The following is a 20,490-nucleotide window of genomic DNA, read 5'->3' as shown; positions in this document are numbered from 1 at the left end:
AGGAACGACATGAAAGCCGACTTCAGCCGCAACACCTTCGATCCGCGCAAGCACTACAGCGCCGTGCTGCAACAGCAGGGCCGGGTGCAGGTCGACGCCGACTGGAACGAGCAGCAGCTCATCCACGCCCACCGCAGCGAGCGCGTGGGCATCGACGTGATCGGCCCGAGCGGCGCGCCGCAGGCCAACCCGGGCTTCGGGCTGGGCTTCACCGCCGACGGCAGCGACCTGACCATCACCTCGGGCCGCTACTACGTGGATGGCATCCCCTGCGAGATCGAGCCCGGCGAGAGCCTCGTCTTCAGCAGCACCGGCGACAACAAGGCCCAGGTGGCCTTGCCGCGCCCGGACCTCGCCGACTTCCGCGCCGGGCAATGGGTGCTGGTGAACGTCACGGCGGACGCGTCGCAGATGTTGCGCATCACGGCCGTCGCCACCTCCGACGGCTCGGTCACGCTGACCTTGGGCGCCGGGATCACGCGCCCGCCGACGCCGGCCACCGGTGCGTTCAACGGCGTACTTCGCCGGATCGCGACCTACCTGACACAGGCGGACTTTCCGGGCGCCGACTTCGCGACGGCCGCAGCAGGTGCCAATCCGTCCGTGCTCTCGCTGCCCAAGGGGCTGTATGTCGCCTACCTCGACGTCTGGCACCGCGTGGTCGGTGCGCTCGACGACCCGGCCATCCGCGAGAGCGCACTCGGGGGCCCCGACACGGCCGTGCGCACGAAAACCATCTGCCAGCTCAAGCTGCTCGTTGTCACGCCGCCCGCGACGGATGCGCCGGCCTGCGGCACGGCCTTCCCCGAATGGGACGCCCTGACGGCCGTCGGCAGCGGTGCGCTCTCGGCCCGTTCGGCACCGTCGCTCGGGCAGACCGGCCCCTGCCTGATCCCGCCGGGCGGCGGCTTTCGCGGTCTCGACAACCAGCTCTACCGGGTCGAGATCCACGGCGCCGGCACCGACGGCAACGCGACCTTCAAGTGGTCGCGCGACAACGGCAGCGTGGTCACGCACATCCGCTCGTTCAACGGCAGCACGCTGACCGTCGACAGCACCGGCCCCGACGACGCGCTGGGGCTGGCGAACGGCCAGTGGGTCGAGATCCTCGGCGACGCCGACGAGCTGCACGGCAGACCGGGGCAGCTGATCCAGATCGCCACCGTGCAGCCCGCCACGGGGGCGGTGACCTTTGCCGCGTCGCCGACGCCGATCGATCCGTCGCTGAACCCGAAGATGCGGCGCTGGGACGGCGGCGGGGCCACCGTGGTGCCCGCCGGCGGCGGCGGCTGGCTGGAGCTCGAACAGGGCGTGCAGGTGCAGTTCACCCCGGGCCAGTACGCCACGGGCGACTACTGGCTCATCCCCGCGCGGTCGGGCGCCACGGCCGGCGTCGAGTGGAACCACGCCGTCCCGCAGCCGCCGGGCGGCGTCGTGCATCACTTCGCCCGCATCGGGCTGCTGCGCTGGAGCGGCGCCGTGGCCGGCAGCCTGATCACGGATTGCCGCCGCAACTTCGCGCCGTTGACGCACGTGCCGCCGGCGCTGCACATCACGGGCATCAGCTGGCAGAACGACGACGTGCTGTCGCTCTCGCAGTTCGTGGCCGGCCTGTCGATCTCGATGGACGGGGCGCCGATCGGGCAATACAGCATCAACCTCGACCCGGGCACGGGCACGCCAGTGCCGACCAGCGTGGCGCTGATGACTGCTTCCGACAATTCAATGGTCGTTACTGTCGACATTCCGACACCCGTGCCGAACCAGCCTGCCAACGCGCAGCCTCCGTTGACGATGCCGGTGCCGGTGGTGCTGACCGGCAGTCCGATCAGCTGGCAGCCCAAGACCAACACGCTGCTGTGGGTTCCCAGCCCGGCGGCCCAAAGCGTGGTCAACGCACTGAGCGGCGGACAGGCGCGCGTGCGCGTTCGGATGAAGGGCAATTTCATCTGGGGCGACCTTGGCCAGGAGCGGCTCTATCTCGACGGCGAAGTCCGCGGCCAGCCGGGCCTGAGCGCATCGCGCACCAACAGCCTGCGCACCGACCTGAGCTTTCCCTCCGGTTGCGGCCGCCGCCACAGCGACTTCGAAAGCTGGTTCACCCTGCAACTCGCAGCCACGCCGGTCTCGCTGCGCAGCTTCGGGCTCAACGCGACGGTGCTGCTCGGCGACGGCGCCGTGACGGGGCAGGTCGTGCTCGCCAGCGTCGCGCAGTCGCCGGTGACGGTCACGCTGGCGGCCAGCAGCGCGCCGTCCATCCCGGTCGTCCTGAACGGCGGCAATCCGCTGACGATTCCGGCGGGGCAGACCAGCGCGAGCTTCCCGATCACGGTGTCGGCACCGGCGTCCAGCAGCGTGGTGAACGTGACGGCCAGCGTGCCGGCCATCCCGAATTCGCAGTTGACGACCTCGCTCACGACGAACTTCACCGTCGTGGTTCTCGCCGTCGCCGTGTCTCCGCCGACGGCGCTGCTGCTCACCGGCACCTCGCAGCAGTTCACGGCCAGCGTCAGCAGCAGCGGCGTCGCCATTCCGGGCGGCGTCGACACCGGCGTGACCTGGAGCTGCAATGGCGGCTCCATCAGTGCCTCGGGCAACTACGTGGCACCGGGCGCGGCCGGCGTGTTCAACGTGGTCGCGACGAGCATCGCCGACCCGCGGCGCACCGCCCAGGCCACCGTCACGGTACGCGTCAAGGGGAAGGACAAGGACAAGGACAAGGAGGCGTCCGCCGACAAGGCGGTGCGTATCGACAAGGTGGCGCTCGCCGAGAAGGTCCGGGACGTGGTGCTGAGCCCGGCGGTGGCCGCTCCGGTGGTCGCGGGGCCTGCGGTGCTCACTTCGCCGACGATCCTTCAGCGCTCCTTCATCGCACCCGCGCAGCGGCCCGACGTCGGGCCTCCGGTCGCACCCGCAGCGCCCGGCGACCCGGGCAAGAGCGACGGTGGCTGAGCGGCCGCTGCTGGTGCTCGCGGATGCGCAGGATGCCGCGGCGCAGGCCTTCGTCGCGCGCCATCACAAGGATGGCGCGCGGCTGCTGAAGCCTTCGGATCTCTCGCTGGCGGGCTGGTGCCATCGCGTCGGCGACCCGGCCGCTTCGACCGCGGTCGCGGACGGGCTCGCCCTCCCCGCTTCGATGCTTCGCGGCGTGGTCACCCGCATCTCCGCCGTCGCGCCGGCGCAGTTGCCTCACGTGGCCGAGGCCGATCGCGCCTACGTGGCGAGCGAGATGACTGCGTTCCTCGGCGCCTGGCTGTCGGCGCTGGCGTGCCCGGTCGTGAACCGCCCTTGCGTTCCCTCGCTCTCGGGGCCGGCGTGGTGCCGGGAACAGTGGACGAAACGTGCGCTCGACCTCGACGTGCCTGCCGTCCCGGTTCGGCGCGAGCTGCGCGCCGGCGCGTCCAGGCCGGCGCCGCACCCTGTGCCGCAGGGCTGCATCCGCTTCGACGTCATTGGCCCGACGATCCTTGGTCACGGGCATCCGCGACTGCGGTCGCATGCGCGGCGGCTGGCCGACAGCGCCGGCGTGGCGCTGCTCGGCGTGCTCTTCGATGCAGACGACCGCGAGGCACGCTTCGCCGGTGCCGATCCCTGGCCCGATCTTTCCAACGGGGCGATCGGCGACGCCTTGACGGAATGCCTGCCATGAGCGCCGCGCCGGGCCGCCCCAAGCAAGCTCGCACCGCAGTGCGAAGCACGAAGGTGCTCCGATGAGCCGGCGCCACGAGACCGGCCCGGTGCTGCTCTGGGGATCGCCCCTCGATCTTCCGATCGCCGCCGTCTGCACCGCGCTGAGTCGGCTCGGGACGCCGATGTTCCTCGTCGACCAGACACGCGCTGGAGAAACATCGATCGCCATCGATCTCGACGGTGCCCCCAAGGGCTGGGTCCAGGTCGGCGACCAGCGCTGCGAACTGGACCGCATCCGCTCGGCCTATGCGAGGCCGCAGGACTCGGCGCCGGGCGAGCACGGCGCCGCGATCGACGAGGCCCTGGCCTGCTGGCTGGAGTTGACGCCGGCACGTGTCGTCAACCGGCTCTCCGCCATGGGGTCGAACAGTTCCAAGCCGTACCAGTCGGCGCTGATCGCGCAGGCCGGCTTCGCGGTGCCCGACACGCTCGTGACGAACGACGCCGATCTGCTTCGCCAGTTCTGGAAGCGGCATGGCAGCGTCGTCTACAAGTCCTGCAGCGGCGTTCGCAGCATCGTCTCGCGCCTTGCGGCGGACGACGCTGACCGGCTGGCGCGCCTGTCCACCTGCCCCACCCAGTTCCAGGAATACGTGGCCGGCACCGACTACCGCGTGCACGTGATCGGCACCGAGGTCCACGGCCACGCGATCGAATCGGAGGCCGACGACTACCGCTATGCCGGCGCCGCCGGGGTTCGAGTCCGGCCCTGGCAGGTGCCCGATGGGCTCGCGGCCCGCTTGCGCGCGCTCACCGCCTCGCTGGGACTCGCGATGGCCGGGATCGACCTGCGACGCAAGCCAGAAGGCGATTGGGTCTGCTTCGAAGTCAATCCTTCGCCGGGTTTCACCTTCTACGACGACGAGGAGGACGAGTCCCTTGCATGCGCCACTGCACGGCTGCTCAGCGAGGCGTGAGGTGCTCGTCTACCTGGCCCTGCCCTTCAGCGTGCGCAGTGGCTGATCCTGGTGTCGTCCGCGGCCGCGCTGGCAATTGATCGGCTCTCCACCGTGCGAACGGACTTTGGTTGATGCAACCGCCGCCTGCTCGAAGGAGGAGGCGGCTCGAACGAGTCGGAATAGCAGAACCCGCGCTTAGATAGACGACTTTCGTTAACAATTTCACGAAGCACGAAGTCGTGACGGCGGCTTCCGAGGTGTCTGCATCGGCATGTAATCAGAATGGCCTACATGAAATCCGATCGAGACGACTTCCACGATTGGCAGATGAGCGAGCGTCCCAGCATCAGCAGCACGCTCACTCCTCTTGAATGGCGGCGTCCCCGCACGCCACCGCTACCACCCGAGATGCCATGGGGGCGGATCGCATTGATCGCCGTGGTCGGCCTGGTCTTCCTCCTCCTCGCCCTGAGATTGCATTACCGCTGATTGGCGCTGCGTCCCTGGGTGGCTTGGCGATGGAGTCGAGCAGGCCCTGACGCCTTGCGCACGAATGGTGCTCACGCCAGAACGTCTTTTTCGTATCGGTTGGGGGCGTGGATCATTGGTTCTTTGATCGCGCCGCCCCCCGCCATGCTCTCAAGCCAGCTTGAAAGGCAGCTCCCGCACCGGCCTGCCTGTGATCGCCGCGACGGCGTTCGCAAACGCCGGCGCAAGCGGCGGCAGCCCCGGCTCGCCCATTCCGGTGGGCGCGTCGGCGCTCGGCACGATGTGGACGGCGATCTGCGGCATGTCGGTGATTCGCGGCACGACGAAATCGCCGAAGTTGCTCTGCTGCACCACGCCGTCCTTCAGCGTGATCGCCGCGCCGGGCAGGCACATCGAGAGGCCCATCACCGAACCACCCTGCACTTGCGCCTCCACGCTCTTCGGATTGACCGCGAGATTGCAGTGCACGCCCGCCGTCACGTGGTGCAGGATGGGCGTGCCGTCCTTCACCGAGGCTTCGACGACATAGGCCACCACAGAGTCGAAGGATTCGTGCACCGCCACGCCCCAGGCCCGGCCGGCATCGAGCTTCTTCTTGCCGTAGCCGGATTGGTCCACCGCGAGTTGCAGTGCCGCCTTGTGGCGCGGATGTTTGTCGCCGATGAGCTTCATGCGGTAGGCGACCGGGTCCTGCTTCGTGGTGCGGGCGATCTCGTCGATCAGCGTTTCCATGACGAACGCGGTGTGGGTCGAGCCCACGCTGCGCCACCAGAGCACCGGCACGTTGAGCCTGGGGTGATGCACCGTGAGCCGCATCGGCACGTCGTAGGGCTCCTTCATGCCCTCGACGGCAGTGGCGTCGATGCCGTCCTTGACCATCATTGCCTCGAACATGCTGCCCATCAGCAGCGACTGGCCCACGATGACGTGGTCCCAGCCGGTGACCTTGCCTCCCGCATCGAAGCCGATCTTCGCGGTGTGCAGATGCATCGGTCGGTAGTAGCCGCCCTTGATGTCGTCCTCGCGGCTCCACAGTGTGCGGATCGGCGCGGCAATGCCCGCGGCCTGCGCGGCCTTGGCGACGCTGCAGGCCTCGGCCACGAAGTCGCTGGTCAAGAGGCCGCGACGGCCGAAGCCGCCGCCCGCCATTTGCACATGGACCTTGACGTTCTCCGCCGGCACGCCCAGCACCTTGGCGGCGGCCATGCCGTCGATGCCCGGCATCTGCGTGCCCGTCCAGACTTCCGCCTTGCCGCCCGCCAGTCTGACGGTGCAGTTGAGCGGCTCCATCGGCGCGTGTGCGAGGTAGGGGAAGACGAACTCGGCCTCGATCCTGTGCGCGGCTCCGGCGAGCTTCGAGACGTCGGCGTCGTACTTGCGATTCCCCGGCTTCGTCGCGAGCTCGCGGTATTGGGCGAGCTGCTTCTCGCTGTCGACCTTCTCGACGGCGCCGGTGTCCCAGTCGAGCCTGAGCGCATCGCGGCCCTGCTTGGCGGGCCAGTAGCCGTCGGCGACCACGGCCACGCCTTCGGCGCCGCGGTCCAGCGCGACGCGCAGCACGGCCTTGACGCCCTTGATCGCCTTCGCGGCGCTGTCGTCCACCGACTTGAGCCGGGCGCCGAAGACCGGCGGATGCGACACCACGGCGGTCAGCATGCCGGGCAGGCGCATGTCGATGCCGTAGTCCTGATGGCCGCTGGACTTGGCCTCTGCGTCGAGCCGGCCGGTGGGCTTGCCGATCAGGCGGAAGTCCTTCGGGTCCTTGAGCCTGACGGTCTCGGGCACCGGCAGCTTCATCGCCGCTTCGGCCAGTTCGCCGTAGCCGAGCTGCTTGCCGCCGGGGCCGATGACGGTGCCGTTGCGCGTTTGCAGCGTCGCGGCATCCACCTTCCACTGTGCTGCCGCCGCGCTCACCAGCATGGTGCGGGTGCGGGCGCCGAGTTCGCGGTATTGCGTGTACGAGTTCTTGATCGAACCCGAGCCGCCCGTGATATGCATGCCGAAGGCGGGGTCGACATAGGCCGGGTCGTTGGTGCCGTGGACGCTGCGGACCTTGGACCAGTCGGCGTCGAGTTCCTCCGCCAGGATCATCGGCAACCCGGTCTGCACGCCCTGCCCGAAGTCGAGCCGGTTGATGGTGATGGTGGTCGTGCCGTCACGGTCGATGCGCACGAAGGCCGCCGGCTGCTGCAGCGGCTTCAGGCCTGCCGGCTTGGCGTCCGCGGCGCTCGTGTCCTGCGCGAGCGCGCCCATCGGGAAGACGCCGAGCGCGAAGCCGCTCACCGCCGTGAGCTTCAGGAAGCTGCGGCGCGGCAGGCTACTGGGCTGGGTGGTGTCCTCATGGCGCGCCATCAGCGCGCGGAGGTTGGCGGGCAGTTCGAAAGTGGCTTGATCGAAGTTCATGGCGATCTCCTTCTTCAAGCCAGCGCCTTGGCGGCGTCGGCGACGGCGGCGCGGATGCGCGCGTAGGTGCCGCAGCGGCAGATGTTGCCGGCCATGGCCGAATCGATCTCGGCTTCGCTGGGCAGCTTGCCGGGCGTGACGGTCTTCAGGAAGGCGGTGGCGGACATGATCTGGCCGCTCTGGCAGTAGCCGCACTGCGCGACGTCATGCTTGACCCAGGCGTCGCGCACGGCCTTGCCGACCTTGTCGCCGCCCTCGGTGACCGCCTCGATGGTCGTGATCTTCTGGCCCGCCGCGGCGGAGATCGGCGTCACGCACGAGCGGATCGCCTGGCCGTTGAGGTGCACGGTGCAGGCACCGCACAATGCCGCGCCGCAGCCGAACTTGGTGCCGGTCATGCCCAGCGTATCGCGCAGGGCCCAGAGGATCGGGGTCGAAGGATCGGCGTCGACCTGCCGGTCCTTGCCGTTGATGTTCAGGGTGGTCATGTGGGGGCTTTCTCTTTTTTGGTGAATATTGGTTCGGCTAAACAATAGACCTGTGCGCGGGCCAGGTCAAGCTCAGGCCTTGATGCCGTCCCAGCAGAGCCCGAAGGCCATTGCCAGGTTCTCGTCCGTGCGGGCCAGCGCGCCGGAGCGAAGCAGGTTGGCGGTCTCGCGCACCGAGCCGCCGAAGCTGTTGATCAGCAGGACCGTGGGCACGTCCTTCAGGATCTGCTGCGCCTTGGCGGACTCGATCAGGTCGACCCAGCCCTTGATCAGCCGGGCGGAGAGATTGCGGCTCTCTTCGCTGAACCAGGGGGAGTTGTAGTACTGCTCCAGGAAAACGACCTGTGCATAGTGCGTCAGCCGGTGCTCGAGCCAGTTCATCCACATATGCCGGAAGCGGCTGCGAAACGGTGCCTTCGGATCGTCGCCGTGCATGAGGCTGGCGGCGGTGGTCGTCTTGGCCTGCTCGTAGAGCGCGACCATCAACTCTTCCTTCGACTTGAAGTAGACGTACAGCGTGCCCGTGGCCAGGCCCGCCTCGCGCGCGATGGCGGCCATGGTCAAGCCGCTCAGGCCGGTCTGCTCGACCAGCGTAAAGGTGGCTTCCGCGATGGCGCGGAGCTTTTCGTCGTCCTTGGGCTTCACGACGGGGATCTTAGCGCCATCTCATCATTTGGCGAACAAATATTCGCTTAATGCCCACGCGGCGATGGGCTGCGCTGTCATGTCCGCCCAAGGATCTCAGGCAGCTCCGGCACCAATGCCTCGGGCGCCCGCGCCAGCGCCTGCTCCAGGGTCACGAGCACTGCCGCGGCGATCGCCTTGTGGGTGCCCGCATCGGTGGCCATGGTGTTGTAGTAGTCGAGGTCCTTGCGCGCGTTGGCGATGGAGAAGCGCAGGCCCGATACGTCGGCGCTCAGCAGGAAGGGCTTGAGCCGCTCCAGCGCGATGCCGCCCCCGCCGCCCTTGGCGAGCACATCGACGAAGGCCGCGGGTGCGACGCCGTTGCGCTGCGCACAGGCCGCGGCTTCCGACAGCAGCGTGACCATGCCGAGGGACACATAGTTGTGCAGCAGCTTCATGCTGTGGCCGGCGCCGACCGGGCCCACATGCGTGATGTTCTCGGCGAAGCATTTCAGGAGCGGCAGGCATTCCGCCAGAAGCGCCTCGTCGCCGCCGACGAGCAGGTTGAGCCGGCCCTCGGCGGCTTCCTTGGGCGTGCGCGTCATGGGGCTGTCCAGGAAGCGGCCGCCGGCCGCTTCGACCGCGTTCGCCATGCGCGCGCTCGACGACGGGATCGCGGTCGAGCAATCGATCACCACGGTGCCCGGCCGCAGGCCTTCGAGGATGCCGTCCGCGCCCTGCAGCACCGCCTCCACCTGCGGCGAACCGGTGAGCACGAGGATGATCGCGTCGGACTGCGCAGCCAGCGCCTTCAGGCTGGTGAAGGTGGTGGCGCCGGCAGCCTTGAGGCCGTCCAGAGGCTGGTTGCCCGGGTGCTCGAACACGCCGAGCTTGAAGTCGCGCTTGACGATGTTGCTCGCAATGCCGTGGCCCATCATGCCGATGCCCACCATGCCGATGTTCTTCATGGATTCACCTTTCAGGATCGTTGTCGTCTTCCAGGCGGGTATTGTGGATCGACCGCCAGAGCCGACCGGCCGCGCGCCTCGCTTCGAAATTCCGCAAGTCAGGCTTGACTGAATTCCCATGGACGCTCGCGGCCGGAGCCCGAAGAATCGCGGCATCCGATCGGTTCGCACGCCTCGTGCGGGCCTCGTCCGAAGCCGGGAACAACATGGACAGCAGCAAACCTCTCGATGGCATCTTCGTCGTGGCGCTCGAACAGGCAGTCGCCGCGCCCTTCTGCTCCAGCCGCCTCGCGGATGCGGGCGCGCGCGTCGTCAAGGTCGAGCGGCCGAGCGGCGACTTCGCGCGCGGCTACGACCGCGCCGTCTTCGGCGAGTCGTCCTATTTCGTCTGGATCAACCGCGGCAAGGAATCGGTCGCGCTCGATCTCACCCGCGAAGCGGACAAGGCGCGGCTGCACGCGCTGGTGGCAGAGGCGGATGTGTTCATCCAGAACCTCGCGCCCGGCGCTGCGGCGCGGCTGGGCTTCGGCTCGGAGGTGCTGCGCGCCAGGTTCCCGCGGCTGATCACCTGCGACATCTCCGGCTATGGCGAATCCGGCCCGCTGCACCAGCTGAAGGCCTACGACCTGCTGGTGCAGGCCGAGAGCGGACTGGTTGCCGTGAGCGGCGCGCCGGGTCCGTGGGGGCGCATCGGCGTCTCGATCTGCGACATCACCGCCGGCATGAACGCACTCATCGGCGTGCAGCAGGCGCTGCTGCAGCGCGAGCGCACCGGGCGCGGCAGCGGCGTGAAGGTGTCGCTCTTCGATTCGGCCAGCGAGCTGATGGCGGTGCCTTACCTGCAGGCGCGCTACGGCGCCGGGGCGCCGGACCGGGTCGGCCTCAAGCACCCGAGCATCGCGCCCTACGGTTCCTTCGTGTGTTCGGACGGGCGCGAAATCGTGCTGTCGATCCAGAACGAGCGCGAGTGGGAGAACTTCTGCCGCGCGGTGCTCGGCGACGCCGCGCTGGCGACGGATGCCCGGTTTGCCGGCAACAGTGCGCGCACCGCCAACCGCGAGGTGCTGGAGGAAATCATCCAGCAGGTGTTCGGTCGACTGAGCTACGCGGAGGCGGTCGACCGGCTCACCGAAGCGCAGACTGCCTATGGGGCGATCAACTCGGTCCATGACCTCATCGCCCATCCGCAACTGCGCACGCGGCCCATGGATGTGCATGGCCGCACGGTCGAGGTGCCCGCACAGCCCTACGTGACCGAATGGGACGATCCGCAGTTCCCGCCCGTGCCCGCGATCGACGCGCACGGCCGCTTGCCGGAGCCCGAGGGGCCGCCCGCGAAGGTCGCCGCCTGAAACGAGGCCCGGCGACGCCGGGCTTTTTCGTGCCGCGTGCGACGGACGGTCGGAACTTGAGGGGCGCGGCACGGGTCACCGTCAGTCAGGGAGTCCGTCCGCTTCAGCTGGAGATCCGACAAATGAAACCCTGGCTGCATCGCTGCGCGATCGTTCATGCACTCCTGGCCTGTGCGGTGCTGTCATCCGCCCCCGCGCGGGCCGACGGCGACGAGCAGGTGCTCAACGTCTACAACTGGGGCGACTACATCGCCGACGACACGATCAGGAACTTCGAGAAAGAGACCGGCATCAAGGTCCGCTACGACCTGTTCGACAGCAACGAGGCCCTGCACGCCAAGCTGGTCGCCGGCATGTCGGGCTACGACATCGTCGTTCCGGGCTCGCACTTCGCGAAGATGCAGATCCAGGCCGGGCTGCTGCAGAAGCTGGACAAGTCGAAGATCCCCAATCTCGCCAACCTCGACCCGGCGATCCAGGCGCAGCTCGCGAAGATGGACCCGGGCAACGACTACCTCGTCGACTGGCTGTGGGGCTACACGACCGTGGGCATCAACGCCGACAAGGCGAAGAAGGCGCTGGGCAACCTCCCCATGCCCGAGAACGCCTGGGATCTCGTCTTCAAGCCCGAGTACATGGCCAAGCTGAAGGGCTGCGGCGTCTCCTTCCTGGACACGCCCTCGGAGATCCTGCCCATCGCCCTCAACTACCTCGGCAAGGACCCGCGCAGCAAGGACCCGGCCGACTACAAGGCCGCCGGCGAGATGCTCAAGGCGGTGCGCCCCTACGTGACGCGCTTTTCCGGATCGGGTTCGGACTACATCGACCAGATGGCCAAGGGCCAGCTCTGCGCGGTGATCGGCTGGTCGGGCGACATCATGATCGCCAAGGACAAGTCGAAGAAGGCGCACAACCCGCAGGACCTGCAGGTGCTGCTGCCGAAGATGGGCGGCCTGCTGTTCTTCGACACCATGGCGATTCCCAAGGATGCCAAGCACAAGGAGAACGCCTACAAGTGGATCAACTACATCCTGCGGCCCGAGGTGGATGCCTCGCTGACCAACAAGGTGTTCTACGCCAACCCCAACAAGGCGGCGATGAAGTTCGTCGATCCGGCGCTGGCGAAGGACAAGGCCGTGTTCCCCGACGCGGCCGAGCTCGCCGGGATGATCGCCCCCGACACGCCTGACCAGGGCACGCTGCGGCTCGTCACGCGGACCTTCACCAACTTCAAGGCCAACCGGTGACGGACGCCGCGATGAGTGCGGTCGGGGACGACGGCGGCTTCCTGCGGATCGAATCGGTCACCAAGGACTTCGGTGACTTCCGCGCGGTGGACCAGGTGCGCCTGGACATCGCGCGCGGCGAGATCTTCGCGCTGCTGGGCTCGTCAGGCTGCGGCAAGACCACGCTGCTGCGGCTGATCGCAGGCTTCGAAGTGCCGTCGTCGGGGCGCGTCGTGCTCGATGGCGAGGATCTCGCCGGCCGCCCACCCTACGAGAGGCCGATCAACATGATGTTCCAGTCCTACGCGCTGTTCCCTCACCTGTCGGTGTGGGACAACGTCGCCTTTGGCCTGCGGCGCGACCGGCGCCCGAAGCCCGAGATCGCCTCGCGCGTCGAGGAGATGCTGCGCCTGGTGCAACTCGCCCCACTCGCCCGCCGGAAGCCGCACCAGCTTTCCGGAGGCCAGCAGCAGCGCGTGGCCCTCGCGCGCAGTCTCGCCAAGCGCCCGAAGCTGCTGCTGCTCGACGAACCGCTCGGCGCCCTGGACCGCAAGCTGCGCGAGGCCACGCGCATCGAACTCGTCAACATCATCCGGCAGGTCGGCGTGACCTGCGTGGTGGTCACGCATGACCAGGAAGAGGCGATGACGATGGCCTCGCGCATGGCGGTGATGAGCGAGGGCCGCTTCGTGCAGGTGGGCAGCCCGTCCGAGATCTACGAACGCCCGGCGACGCGGTTCGTGGCCGACTTCGTGGGCAGCGTGAATCTGATGGACGGCACGGTCGTGGCGAGCGGCGCCAGTCATGCCGAGATTCGGTGCGCAGACGTGCTGCACCGTGTGGATCGCGGCATCGCGGGCCAGCAGGGCGAGCCGGTGACCGTGGCGATCCGGCCCGAAAGGATCCTTCTCACGCACGAGAAGCCCGCCGGCGACGCCAACCAGGTGCAAGGTGTGGTGATGGCGCAGTCGTACTTCGGCGACTACACGATGTACCACCTGGGCTTGCCCAGCGGTGCCCGCCTGAAGGTCCATGTCGGCAGCCAGGCTCTCGGAGAGGCTCCGGCACGGGGCGATGCCGTGTGGGCGCAATGGCTGCCGACCTCGCAGGTCGTGCTGACCGGGTGAAGACGCCGTTCGCGTTCAAGGCCCGGCGTGCCGTCATCGGCCTGCCCTACGTGTGGCTGCTCGTCTTCTTCCTGCTGCCCTTCGTGATCGTGCTGCGCATCAGCTTCGCCGAGATGGAGGGCGCGAGGACCGCCGGGTTCCACCTCGGCAGCTACGCGACGCTTCTCAGCGACGAGATCTATCTCTCGACCTACGCACAGTCGCTGATGTATGCGGGCATCACGACGCTGATCTGCCTGGCCATCGGCTATCCGTTCGCCTACTTCATGGCGCGCGCCTCGGCCACGGCCCAACCATTGCTGCTGATGGGCGTGATGCTGCCCTTCTGGACCAGCTTTCTCCTTCGCGTCTATGCCTGGAAAGGCCTGCTGGACGCGGAGACCGGCTGGGTCGGCCGGCTGCTCGGCCACGTGCATGCCGACCAGCTGCTGCTGCCGCTGGGCCTCATCTCGGCACCCGGGCAGTTCATGTACACGCCCTTCTCGCTCATCCTCGGCATGGTCTACACCTACCTGCCCTTCATGGTGCTGCCGCTGTACGGCACGCTGGCCAAGCTGGACCTGCGGCTGCTCGAAGCCGCGCAGGACCTCGGCGCCACGCCCTGGCAGGCGTTCTGGCGCATCACGGTGCCGATGTCGAAGGCCGGCATCCTCGCGGGGTCGATGCTCGTCTTCATTCCGTGCGTGGGCGAGTACGTGATCCCCGAGCTGCTCGGCGGCCCGGAGACGCTCATGATCGGCCGCGTGCTGTGGGACGAGTTCTTCTCCAACAACGACTGGCCGATGGCGTCGAGCATCGCGGTGACGATGGTGCTGCTCGTCATCGTGCCGCTGGCGGTCTTCAACGACAGCCAGGCGAAGGCGGCGGCCCGATGATCGCCACGCGCACCGCCCGCTGGACCAGTCGCGTGTGGCTGGCGCTCGGGTTCGCCTTTCTCTACCTGCCGATCGTCTCGCTGATCGTCTTCAGCTTCACCGATTCGCCGGTGCCGAACGTGTGGGCGGGCTTCAGCCTGCGCTGGTATCGCAAGCTGATGGCGGACGACGCGATCCGCGAGGGTCTCTTCCTCTCGCTGCGTGTCGCGGCGGGCACCGCCACCGGCGCCATCGTCCTCGGAACCCTGGCCGCCTTCGCGCTCCAGCGCTTCCCGCGCTTCCGGGGGCGCGTGCTGTTCTCGGCCATGGTCAGCGCCCCGCTCGTCATGCCCGAGGTGATCGTAGGACTCTCGCTGCTGCTGATGCTGGTGCTGGTCCAGCGATGGCTCGGCGTGCCCGAGCGCGGGCTCGTCACCATCTGGCTGGGCCACCTGCTGGTGGGCATCGCCTATGCCACCGTGGTGATCGGCGCCCGCCTGCGCGACCTGAATCCGCAGTACGAGGAAGCCGCGCAAGACCTGGGCGCCCGTCCGCTCGAAGTCTTCTTCCTCGTCACGCTGCCCATGATCGCGCAGTCGATGGCGGCGGCATGGCTGCTGACCTTCACCCTGTCGCTGGACGACGTGGTGATGTCCGCCTTCCTGTCGGGGCCGGGCTCGACCACGTTGCCGCTGGTGATCTTCTCGCGCGCGCGCCTGGGGCTGGACCCGACGGTCAATGCGCTGGCGACCGTGGTGGTCGCAGTCGTCGGCGTGTTCGTCCTGGTGACGAGCTACTGGATCGCATCGCGGGAGCGGCGGCGCTTCAGGGAGCTGGCGCAGGGCAAGGGCTAGGCCCTTCCGATCCGTCAGCCGTGGTAGTGGACGAGCGTCTTCGTGGCGCTCACTTCCTCCAGCGCGAGCAGGCCTTTCTCGCGGCCGTGGCCGCTGCGCCTGGTGCCGCCGAAGGGCAGCTCGACGCCGCCCCCGGCGCCGTAGCAATTCATGAAGACCTGCCCGGCCTTCACCGCCTTCGCCACGCGATGCAGCCGGCCCGAGTTCTCGGTCCACACCGCGGCGAGCAGGCCGTAGTCGGTGCCGTTGGCCAGGCGGATCGCATCGGCCTCGTCGTCGAAAGGCAGCACCGCGAGCACCGGACCGAAGACTTCCTCGCGCGCCAGCGCGGCGTCGCGCGGCACCGGGCCGAAGATGGTCGGCTTGACGTAGTAGCCGGTCGCGGGCACGCCGTCCTCGATGGCGCCTTCGGCGATCACCGGGATGCCGGCGGCGCGCGCCTCGTCGATGTAGCGCTGCACGCGGCGGTGCTGGGCGGGATTCATCACGGGGCCGCAATCCTTGTCCATGTCGGGCGTGCCGACGCGCACCTTCGAGAAAGCCTCGGCGACCCGCGCCACGAAGCTGTCGTAGATCGATCGCTGCACCAGCAGCCGGCTGCCCGCGGTGCAGGTCTGGCCCGCGTTCTGCACAATCGCGCGCACGATGATCGGCACCGCGCGATCGGCATCGACGTCCTCGAACACGATCTGCGGCGACTTGCCGCCGAGCTCCAGCACGCACTTGACCGCGTTCTTCGCGGCCGCCTGCTGCACCAGCGTGCCGACTTCGTTGGAGCCGGTGAACGAGATGAAGTCGATGCCCGGATGCCCGGCCAGCGCCGAGCCCACCTCTTCGCCCAGGCCGGTGACCACGTTCAGCGCGCCGTCGGGCAACCCGGCGGCGGCGGCGATCTCGGCCACGCGCAGCGCGGAAAGGCTGGTGTCCTCGGCCGGCTTGAGCACGGTGCCGTTGCCCATCGCGAGCGCGGGCACGACGGTGCGGCCCAGCATCTGCGCCGGGTAGTTCCACGGGATGATGTGCGCCGTCACGCCCAGCGGCTCGCGCACCAGGCTGACCTGGTGGCCATTCAGGAAGGGGATGGTCTCGCCGTGCACCTTGTCGGCGGCGCCGCCATAGAACTCGAAGTAGCGCGCGAGCACTTTGATGTCATTGCGCGCGGTGCTCATCGGCTTGCCGGTGTCGCGTGCTTCGAGCTGCGCCAGTTCCTCTTCGTGCGCGAGGATCGACTGCCCGATCGCGATCAGGATGCGGCCCCGCTCGGTCGGGTTGAGCCGGCCCCAGGCGCCGTCGAGCGAGGCGCGGGCCGCGGCCACCGCGAGGTCGACTTCATGCGCACCGCCGCGCGGGATCTGGTCGAAGGTTTCGCCATCGGCGGGCGACACCACGGGCAGCGTGCGGCCGTCGCTCGCCGGCAGCCAGCGACCGCCTATGAACATCTGTTTCATCTCGAAGTCCTCTCGTCGTGCGTCAGTGAAATGCGATCGGAGAACTGTAGGCAAGCCCGCGCGAACGGTGAATTGGAAGCTGGTCAAGGTGGTCTTGCCCAGAGTGCAACGCCGGCGGCAAACGCGGACAATCGCGATCCATGCTGCCGGATATCGACTCCCTGGCCCTCTTCGTGCGTGCCGCGGAGATGCAGAACCTCACGCGCGCGGCCGAGGCCAGCCACATCACCGTGCCCGCGGCGAGCCGGCGGCTGGCGCTGCTGGAGCACCAGTTCAAGGCACAGCTCTTCGAACGCCATTCGCGCGGCATGCAGCTCACGCCGGCCGGCGAGCACCTGCTGAAGCTGGCGCGCGATGTGGTCGCCGGCGTGCACAACATGCGCGCGCAGATGGGCAACTACGCGAGCGGCCAGCAAGCGGTGCTGCGCATCCACGGCAACACCTCGGCGATGACGCAGTTCCTGCCGGCGGATGTCGCGGGCTTCCAGGCCGCGCACGCGGCGGTGCGCGTGGTGCTGGAGGAATGCTGGAGCGACGAGGCAGTGCGCCGCGTGCGCAGCGGCGAGGCGGACCTCGGCGTGGTGGTCGAGGGCTGCGACGCCGCCGGGCTCTGGTGCCGGCCCTATCGCAGCGACCGGCTTGCGGCGGTGCTGCGCGTGGACGATCCGCTGCAAGGCGAGACAGTGCGCTTCGCGGACTTGCTCGACCGCGACCTCGTCGGCCTCGAAGGCGGCAGCACGCTCACGCGCCTGCTCACCGCGCAGGCGGTGCAGCAGATGCGGCCAATGGCACTGCGGGTGCAGGTGCGAAGCTTCGAGGCGGTGTGCCGCGCGGTGCAGGCGCGGCTGGGGATCGGCATCCTTCCGCTCGCGGCAGCGCGCGGGTTCGAGCAGGCGCTCGGGCTCAAGGTGCTGCCGCTGTCGGATGACTGGGCGCTGCGACGGATGTGCCTGTGCGTGCGCGGCGAACCGGCCGCGCAGACGCCGATGCAGGCGCTGGTCGCGCACCTCGAAGGCTGCGCGAAGGACGAGGTGCAGGGGGCCTGAGCCCGTTCAGGCCACGCGCGGCATCGTCCTGCCGAACGAGGGCCGCTCGCGCATCGCCTCGGCGAGGGCCTTGAGCTTCGGCGTGGCCGGCAGCCACGGCTGGTCGCCATAGCGGAACTGCTGGTAGTCGTAGAGCACCACCGCACAGATCGTGTCGAGCGTCGGGACGGCCGACCCGGGCTTCGGGCCGGCCAGGGTCGCGGCCATGGCTTCGAGCCGTTCGAGCCCTTCGATCATGCTGCGCCGCCGCCGCAGGCCGACCGGCGTTTCGTCGAACAGCACCGGCGCGGTCACCTTGCGCGTGATGATGGTGTGCACCGACGCATCGATCGCACCGAGCGCCACCCCCGCGCGCGACAGCACCGCGGCGGCCGAAGCGGCATCGGGGCCCAGCAGCCCCGGCCAGTCCGGCGCCGGCCGGGTGGCTTCCAGCCACTGCACGATCAGCAGGCTTTCGGTGAGCGGCGTGCCGTCGTCGAGCACCAGCGTCGGCACGCGGGTCGCGCAATTGGCGGCGCGCAGCCGCGGGTCGTCCGCCCAGGGGTCGACGAGCGTCGGCTCGATGTCGAGCCCCTTCTCGATCATCGCGATACGCGCGATGCGGGCGAAAGGCGAGGTGGTGTTGGCAAGGAGCTGCATCGCGGAATCCTTCGTCAAAGACCCGGGGCCTTCAGGCCGGAAGTGCGCCAAGCTGCTTGAGCAGCCCCAGATTGTCCAGCAGCGCCCAGTGCTCGACCAGCACGCCATCGCGGAACTGGAACAGGTCCAGCACGCCGATGTCGATCTTGCGCCCGGTGGGCTGAAGGTCGCCGAAGGCGCCGGTGTGCGTGCCCTGCACGCGCAGGCGCACCAGCACCTTTTCGCCTTCGCCGACGAAGTCCAGGAGCGGCAGCTTCATGTCGGGAAAGGCCGGCATCAGCGCGTCGTGCAGCTTGGCGACGCCTTCGGGCCCACGCACCTCGAAAGGCAGGCCCGGATCGTGGCGGACGAAGTCGGGCGAGATGTGACGTTCCATCCACGCCGTGTCGCGGGTGAGAAAGGCACGGAAATACTCGCGGCAAAGCTGCTTGTTGGCTTCGATGGTGCTCATGGCAGAGGTCCTCGGAATGTGCGTGGAAGGGTCACACCGCTTCGACCACGAAGCCGATGCGGGGGAAATGCAGGTGCAGGTCGCCGGCCTGCGCATCGCGGCGGTGGATCACGATCTCCTGGTCGCCGGCGGCCACGAGCGTGCCGGCCACCGGCACGCGCGCGTTGTCGTCGGGCGTGATGCGCACCGGGCAGCCGGCGCGCAAGCCTCCCGGATCGCCGTCGGCGTCGAGGTGCGTGACCGGCGCGGGCCGCGCATCGCGGGCCACGGCGAAGGCCTCCTCGGAGGTCATCGGTGTCGGCGAGCCATGCCCGAGCGCGACGATGCGGTCGTACCAGCCGGTGAGCGGCGCCAGGCCGAGCAGCGCGTCGACTTCCGGCGGGCAGTTCTTGCGCAGCAGGTAGATCGTCTGCCAGCACGCGAGGTCGGCCGCGCCCGGCGCATCGCCGAACAGGAAGCGGCGGCCCGACAACGCCTGCCGCAGCCAGGCGAGCTGCGCGCGCACCGCCTGCACGTCCTGGTCGAAGCGCGGCGCCATCGCCTCCTTCGAGATGTCGATGCCCAGGTAGCTTTCCTTGCGGTCCTTGAGGAACTCGGGCGGGATGTGCTCGCCGATGTAATGCGTGAGGACGCTGATCGACGGGATCCACATCTGGCGCTCCCACGCGAAGGCCAGTGCGCGCGCGAGGCCCTCGCTGCCGTTCGGGTAGAGGCTCGGCACCGGATGCAGCCGCTCCAGCGTGGGCAGGATGATGTTCGTGTCGCAGTAGATGTCGGCGCCGATCTGCATGATGGGCGCGCGGCGGTAGCCGCCGGTGAGCTCCGGCGAGAGCAGTGGCCGCGGCGGCAGGCCCGGGATCTCCACCGACCGCCATGCGAGGCCCTTCAGGCCCAGCGCGGTGCGGACCTTCTCCGAAAAGGTCGAGAACTCGTAGTGATGCAGGATGATGTCGTTCACGTGCGTCTCCTTGGTTGTCCTGCGCGCTCAGTACATGATGTGCCCGCCGTCGACCACGATGGTCTGGCCCGAGACGAAGCCCGCGAGATCCGACAGCAGGTAGAGCGCGGTGCCCACGAGGTCGTCCGGACGCTGCTCGCGCGACAGCGCCCGCGCCTTCAGGAAGCTCTGCTGCCATTCGACCGGCCGGTTCTTCGTCGCGTCGGTGAGCACGAAGCCCGGCGCGATCACGTTCACGCGCACATTGCTCTGGCCGCATTCCTTCGCGAGTCCCTTGGTCATCGACAGCACGGCGCCCTTGGTCGCGACGTAGTGCAGGTAGCCGGGCTGGCCCGCCACCGCGACGACCGAGGCGATGTTCACGATCGAGCCGCTTTTCTGCTCGCGCATCGCGGGCATCACCGCCTTGCAGCACTGCCACACGCCCTTGACGTTGACCTGGAAGATGCGGTCCCACTGGGCCGGGTCCAGCTCCTCGAAGGGCGTGAGCTTCACTTCGCGGAAGTAGGCCGCGTTGTTGACCAGACCGTCGATGCGGCCGAAGCGATCGAGCGCGGCGCGCGCCATCGCCTGCACCGATTCGCTGTCGGCCACGTCCACGCGGACCGCGATCGCCTGGCCGCCGGCGGATTCGACGGCGGCGACGGTTTCGTCGGCCGGGTTCATGTCGGCGACGACCACGTTCGCGCCCTGAGCGGCGCAGCCCACGGAGAAGGCTTGTCCGATGCCGGTGGCGGCACCGGTGACGATGATGGTGCGGCCGGCGAGAAGGTCGTGGGCGGGCATGGCTTGTCTCTTTCTCTGCGTTGGAGGATGGGGAACCAGGGGAATCCGCACTGTGCGGCAGGCCCGCCCCGGAAGCCATTTCAAAGAGATACAGGCTGTGTTGCCCGTGCTGCAACGGCACCCTGAAAGCACGCCTGCCTACAGGGGCATGCGCCGTCCGATGACGGCCGCCTGCGTGGGCTGCCCTA

Annotated in this window: 19 protein-coding genes; 10 read left to right on the top strand and 9 right to left on the bottom strand. The window is 68.6% G+C overall.

Translation table 11 applies throughout. The annotated features are described in order from the left end of the window. Positions 1-9 precede the first annotated feature (9 nt). From WKW77_RS06770 to WKW77_RS06755, 4 genes are all read left to right on the top strand, one after another. Complete coding sequence (locus WKW77_RS06770; RefSeq protein WP_340356074.1) at positions 10-2,952, top strand: DUF6519 domain-containing protein; 2,943 nt, start codon at positions 10-12, stop codon at positions 2,950-2,952. Then, complete coding sequence (locus WKW77_RS06765; RefSeq protein ID WP_340356073.1) at positions 2,945-3,649, top strand: hypothetical protein; 705 nt, start codon at positions 2,945-2,947, stop codon at positions 3,647-3,649. Before WKW77_RS06770 ends, WKW77_RS06765 begins: the two co-directional genes overlap by 8 nt. 61 nt (positions 3,650-3,710) lie before the next feature. Then, on the top strand, positions 3,711-4,607 hold the full coding sequence (locus WKW77_RS06760; protein WP_340356072.1) for an ATP-grasp domain-containing protein: 897 nt from the start codon (positions 3,711-3,713) through the stop codon (positions 4,605-4,607). 273 nt (positions 4,608-4,880) lie between these two features. Beyond that, positions 4,881-5,078 (top strand): hypothetical protein, encoded by a 198-nt coding sequence (locus WKW77_RS06755; protein WP_340356071.1) that lies wholly within the window; start codon positions 4,881-4,883, stop codon positions 5,076-5,078. A 150-nt stretch (positions 5,079-5,228) separates the two neighbouring features. On the opposite strand, the gene WKW77_RS06750 is transcribed toward WKW77_RS06755, so the two are convergent. The 4 genes from WKW77_RS06750 to WKW77_RS06735 all read right to left on the bottom strand — a co-directional run bounded on the left by WKW77_RS06750 (position 5,229) and on the right by WKW77_RS06735 (position 9,561). Continuing rightward, complete coding sequence (locus WKW77_RS06750) at positions 5,229-7,481, bottom strand: xanthine dehydrogenase family protein molybdopterin-binding subunit (protein WP_340356070.1); 2,253 nt, start codon at positions 7,479-7,481, stop codon at positions 5,229-5,231. A gap of 14 nt (positions 7,482-7,495) precedes the next feature. After that, complete coding sequence (locus WKW77_RS06745) at positions 7,496-7,969, bottom strand: (2Fe-2S)-binding protein (protein WP_340356069.1); 474 nt, start codon at positions 7,967-7,969, stop codon at positions 7,496-7,498. A 72-nt stretch (positions 7,970-8,041) separates the two neighbouring features. Beyond that, positions 8,042-8,614 carry a TetR/AcrR family transcriptional regulator gene (locus WKW77_RS06740; protein WP_340356068.1) on the bottom strand — a complete coding sequence of 191 codons (573 nt, stop codon included), beginning with the start codon at positions 8,612-8,614 and terminating at the stop codon, positions 8,042-8,044. A gap of 77 nt (positions 8,615-8,691) precedes the next feature. Then, a complete protein-coding gene (locus WKW77_RS06735; RefSeq protein WP_340356067.1) occupies positions 8,692-9,561 on the bottom strand; it encodes an NAD(P)-dependent oxidoreductase in 870 nt (289 codons plus the stop codon). Between the two features lie 206 nt (positions 9,562-9,767). On the opposite strand from WKW77_RS06735, the gene WKW77_RS06730 reads away from it, so the two are divergent. The 5 genes from WKW77_RS06730 to WKW77_RS06710 all read left to right on the top strand — a co-directional run bounded on the left by WKW77_RS06730 (position 9,768) and on the right by WKW77_RS06710 (position 14,974). Then, positions 9,768-10,913: a CaiB/BaiF CoA transferase family protein gene (locus WKW77_RS06730; RefSeq protein WP_340356066.1), complete on the top strand. Its 1,146-nt coding sequence runs from the start codon at positions 9,768-9,770 to the stop codon at positions 10,911-10,913. A gap of 122 nt (positions 10,914-11,035) precedes the next feature. Next, the gene (locus WKW77_RS06725; RefSeq protein ID WP_340356065.1) at positions 11,036-12,160 is read left to right on the top strand and encodes a polyamine ABC transporter substrate-binding protein; all 1,125 of its coding nucleotides are present in this window, start codon (positions 11,036-11,038) and stop codon (positions 12,158-12,160) included. An 11-nt stretch (positions 12,161-12,171) separates the two neighbouring features. Continuing rightward, positions 12,172-13,266 (top strand): ABC transporter ATP-binding protein, encoded by a 1,095-nt coding sequence (locus WKW77_RS06720; protein WP_340356064.1) that lies wholly within the window; start codon positions 12,172-12,174, stop codon positions 13,264-13,266. Next, positions 13,230-14,141, top strand: a complete 912-nt coding sequence (locus tag WKW77_RS06715; protein WP_340356063.1) for an ABC transporter permease — start codon at positions 13,230-13,232, stop codon at positions 14,139-14,141. Before WKW77_RS06720 ends, WKW77_RS06715 begins: the two co-directional genes overlap by 37 nt. Then, positions 14,138-14,974: an ABC transporter permease gene (locus WKW77_RS06710; RefSeq protein ID WP_340356062.1), complete on the top strand. Its 837-nt coding sequence runs from the start codon at positions 14,138-14,140 to the stop codon at positions 14,972-14,974. Before WKW77_RS06715 ends, WKW77_RS06710 begins: the two co-directional genes overlap by 4 nt. Positions 14,975-14,988: 14 nt before the next feature. Here the strand turns inward: WKW77_RS06710 and WKW77_RS06705 are convergent, their stop codons facing one another. Further along, a complete protein-coding gene (locus tag WKW77_RS06705) occupies positions 14,989-16,422 on the bottom strand; it encodes an aldehyde dehydrogenase family protein (RefSeq protein ID WP_340356061.1) in 1,434 nt (477 codons plus the stop codon). Between the two features lie 140 nt (positions 16,423-16,562). On the opposite strand from WKW77_RS06705, the gene WKW77_RS06700 reads away from it, so the two are divergent. Further along, complete coding sequence (locus tag WKW77_RS06700) at positions 16,563-17,468, top strand: LysR family transcriptional regulator (protein ID WP_340356060.1); 906 nt, start codon at positions 16,563-16,565, stop codon at positions 17,466-17,468. A 6-nt stretch (positions 17,469-17,474) separates the two neighbouring features. Here the strand turns inward: WKW77_RS06700 and WKW77_RS06695 are convergent, their stop codons facing one another. From WKW77_RS06695 to WKW77_RS06680, 4 genes are read right to left on the bottom strand one after another with little or no spacing between them, the layout of a single operon-like run. After that, the gene (locus tag WKW77_RS06695; protein WP_340356059.1) at positions 17,475-18,107 is read right to left on the bottom strand and encodes a glutathione S-transferase family protein; all 633 of its coding nucleotides are present in this window, start codon (positions 18,105-18,107) and stop codon (positions 17,475-17,477) included. 31 nt (positions 18,108-18,138) lie between these two features. Beyond that, positions 18,139-18,558, bottom strand: a complete 420-nt coding sequence (locus WKW77_RS06690; RefSeq protein WP_340356058.1) for an ester cyclase — start codon at positions 18,556-18,558, stop codon at positions 18,139-18,141. A gap of 31 nt (positions 18,559-18,589) precedes the next feature. Further along, a complete protein-coding gene (locus WKW77_RS06685) occupies positions 18,590-19,516 on the bottom strand; it encodes a glutathione S-transferase family protein (RefSeq protein ID WP_340356057.1) in 927 nt (308 codons plus the stop codon). Positions 19,517-19,543: 27 nt separating this feature from the next. Then, positions 19,544-20,302 carry an SDR family NAD(P)-dependent oxidoreductase gene (locus tag WKW77_RS06680; protein ID WP_340356056.1) on the bottom strand — a complete coding sequence of 253 codons (759 nt, stop codon included), beginning with the start codon at positions 20,300-20,302 and terminating at the stop codon, positions 19,544-19,546. Between the last annotated feature and the right edge of the window lie 188 nt (positions 20,303-20,490).

The organism is Variovorax ureilyticus (assembly GCF_037889935.1).
Taxonomy (GTDB): domain Bacteria; phylum Pseudomonadota; class Gammaproteobacteria; order Burkholderiales; family Burkholderiaceae_C; genus Variovorax; species Variovorax ureilyticus.
Note: the sequence above shows the minus strand (reverse complement) of the source record. Positions and strands in the feature narration are given on the sequence as shown.

Coding starts and splice junctions, on each gene's coding strand:
- WKW77_RS06770 (WP_340356074.1), top strand. CDS start 10: ATGAAAGCCGACTTCAGCCGCAACACCTTCGATCCGCGCAAGCACTAC.
- WKW77_RS06760 (WP_340356072.1), top strand. CDS start 3,711: ATGAGCCGGCGCCACGAGACCGGCCCGGTGCTGCTCTGGGGATCGCCC.
- WKW77_RS06755 (WP_340356071.1), top strand. CDS start 4,881: ATGAAATCCGATCGAGACGACTTCCACGATTGGCAGATGAGCGAGCGT.
- WKW77_RS06750 (WP_340356070.1), bottom strand. CDS start 7,481: ATGAACTTCGATCAAGCCACTTTCGAACTGCCCGCCAACCTCCGCGCG.
- WKW77_RS06745 (WP_340356069.1), bottom strand. CDS start 7,969: ATGACCACCCTGAACATCAACGGCAAGGACCGGCAGGTCGACGCCGAT.
- WKW77_RS06735 (WP_340356067.1), bottom strand. CDS start 9,561: ATGAAGAACATCGGCATGGTGGGCATCGGCATGATGGGCCACGGCATT.
- WKW77_RS06730 (WP_340356066.1), top strand. CDS start 9,768: ATGGACAGCAGCAAACCTCTCGATGGCATCTTCGTCGTGGCGCTCGAA.
- WKW77_RS06725 (WP_340356065.1), top strand. CDS start 11,036: ATGAAACCCTGGCTGCATCGCTGCGCGATCGTTCATGCACTCCTGGCC.
- WKW77_RS06720 (WP_340356064.1), top strand. CDS start 12,172: ATGAGTGCGGTCGGGGACGACGGCGGCTTCCTGCGGATCGAATCGGTC.
- WKW77_RS06715 (WP_340356063.1), top strand. CDS start 13,230: ATGGCTGCCGACCTCGCAGGTCGTGCTGACCGGGTGAAGACGCCGTTC.
- WKW77_RS06710 (WP_340356062.1), top strand. CDS start 14,138: ATGATCGCCACGCGCACCGCCCGCTGGACCAGTCGCGTGTGGCTGGCG.
- WKW77_RS06705 (WP_340356061.1), bottom strand. CDS start 16,422: ATGAAACAGATGTTCATAGGCGGTCGCTGGCTGCCGGCGAGCGACGGC.
- WKW77_RS06700 (WP_340356060.1), top strand. CDS start 16,563: ATGCTGCCGGATATCGACTCCCTGGCCCTCTTCGTGCGTGCCGCGGAG.
- WKW77_RS06695 (WP_340356059.1), bottom strand. CDS start 18,107: ATGCAGCTCCTTGCCAACACCACCTCGCCTTTCGCCCGCATCGCGCGT.
- WKW77_RS06690 (WP_340356058.1), bottom strand. CDS start 18,558: ATGAGCACCATCGAAGCCAACAAGCAGCTTTGCCGCGAGTATTTCCGT.
- WKW77_RS06680 (WP_340356056.1), bottom strand. CDS start 20,302: ATGCCCGCCCACGACCTTCTCGCCGGCCGCACCATCATCGTCACCGGT.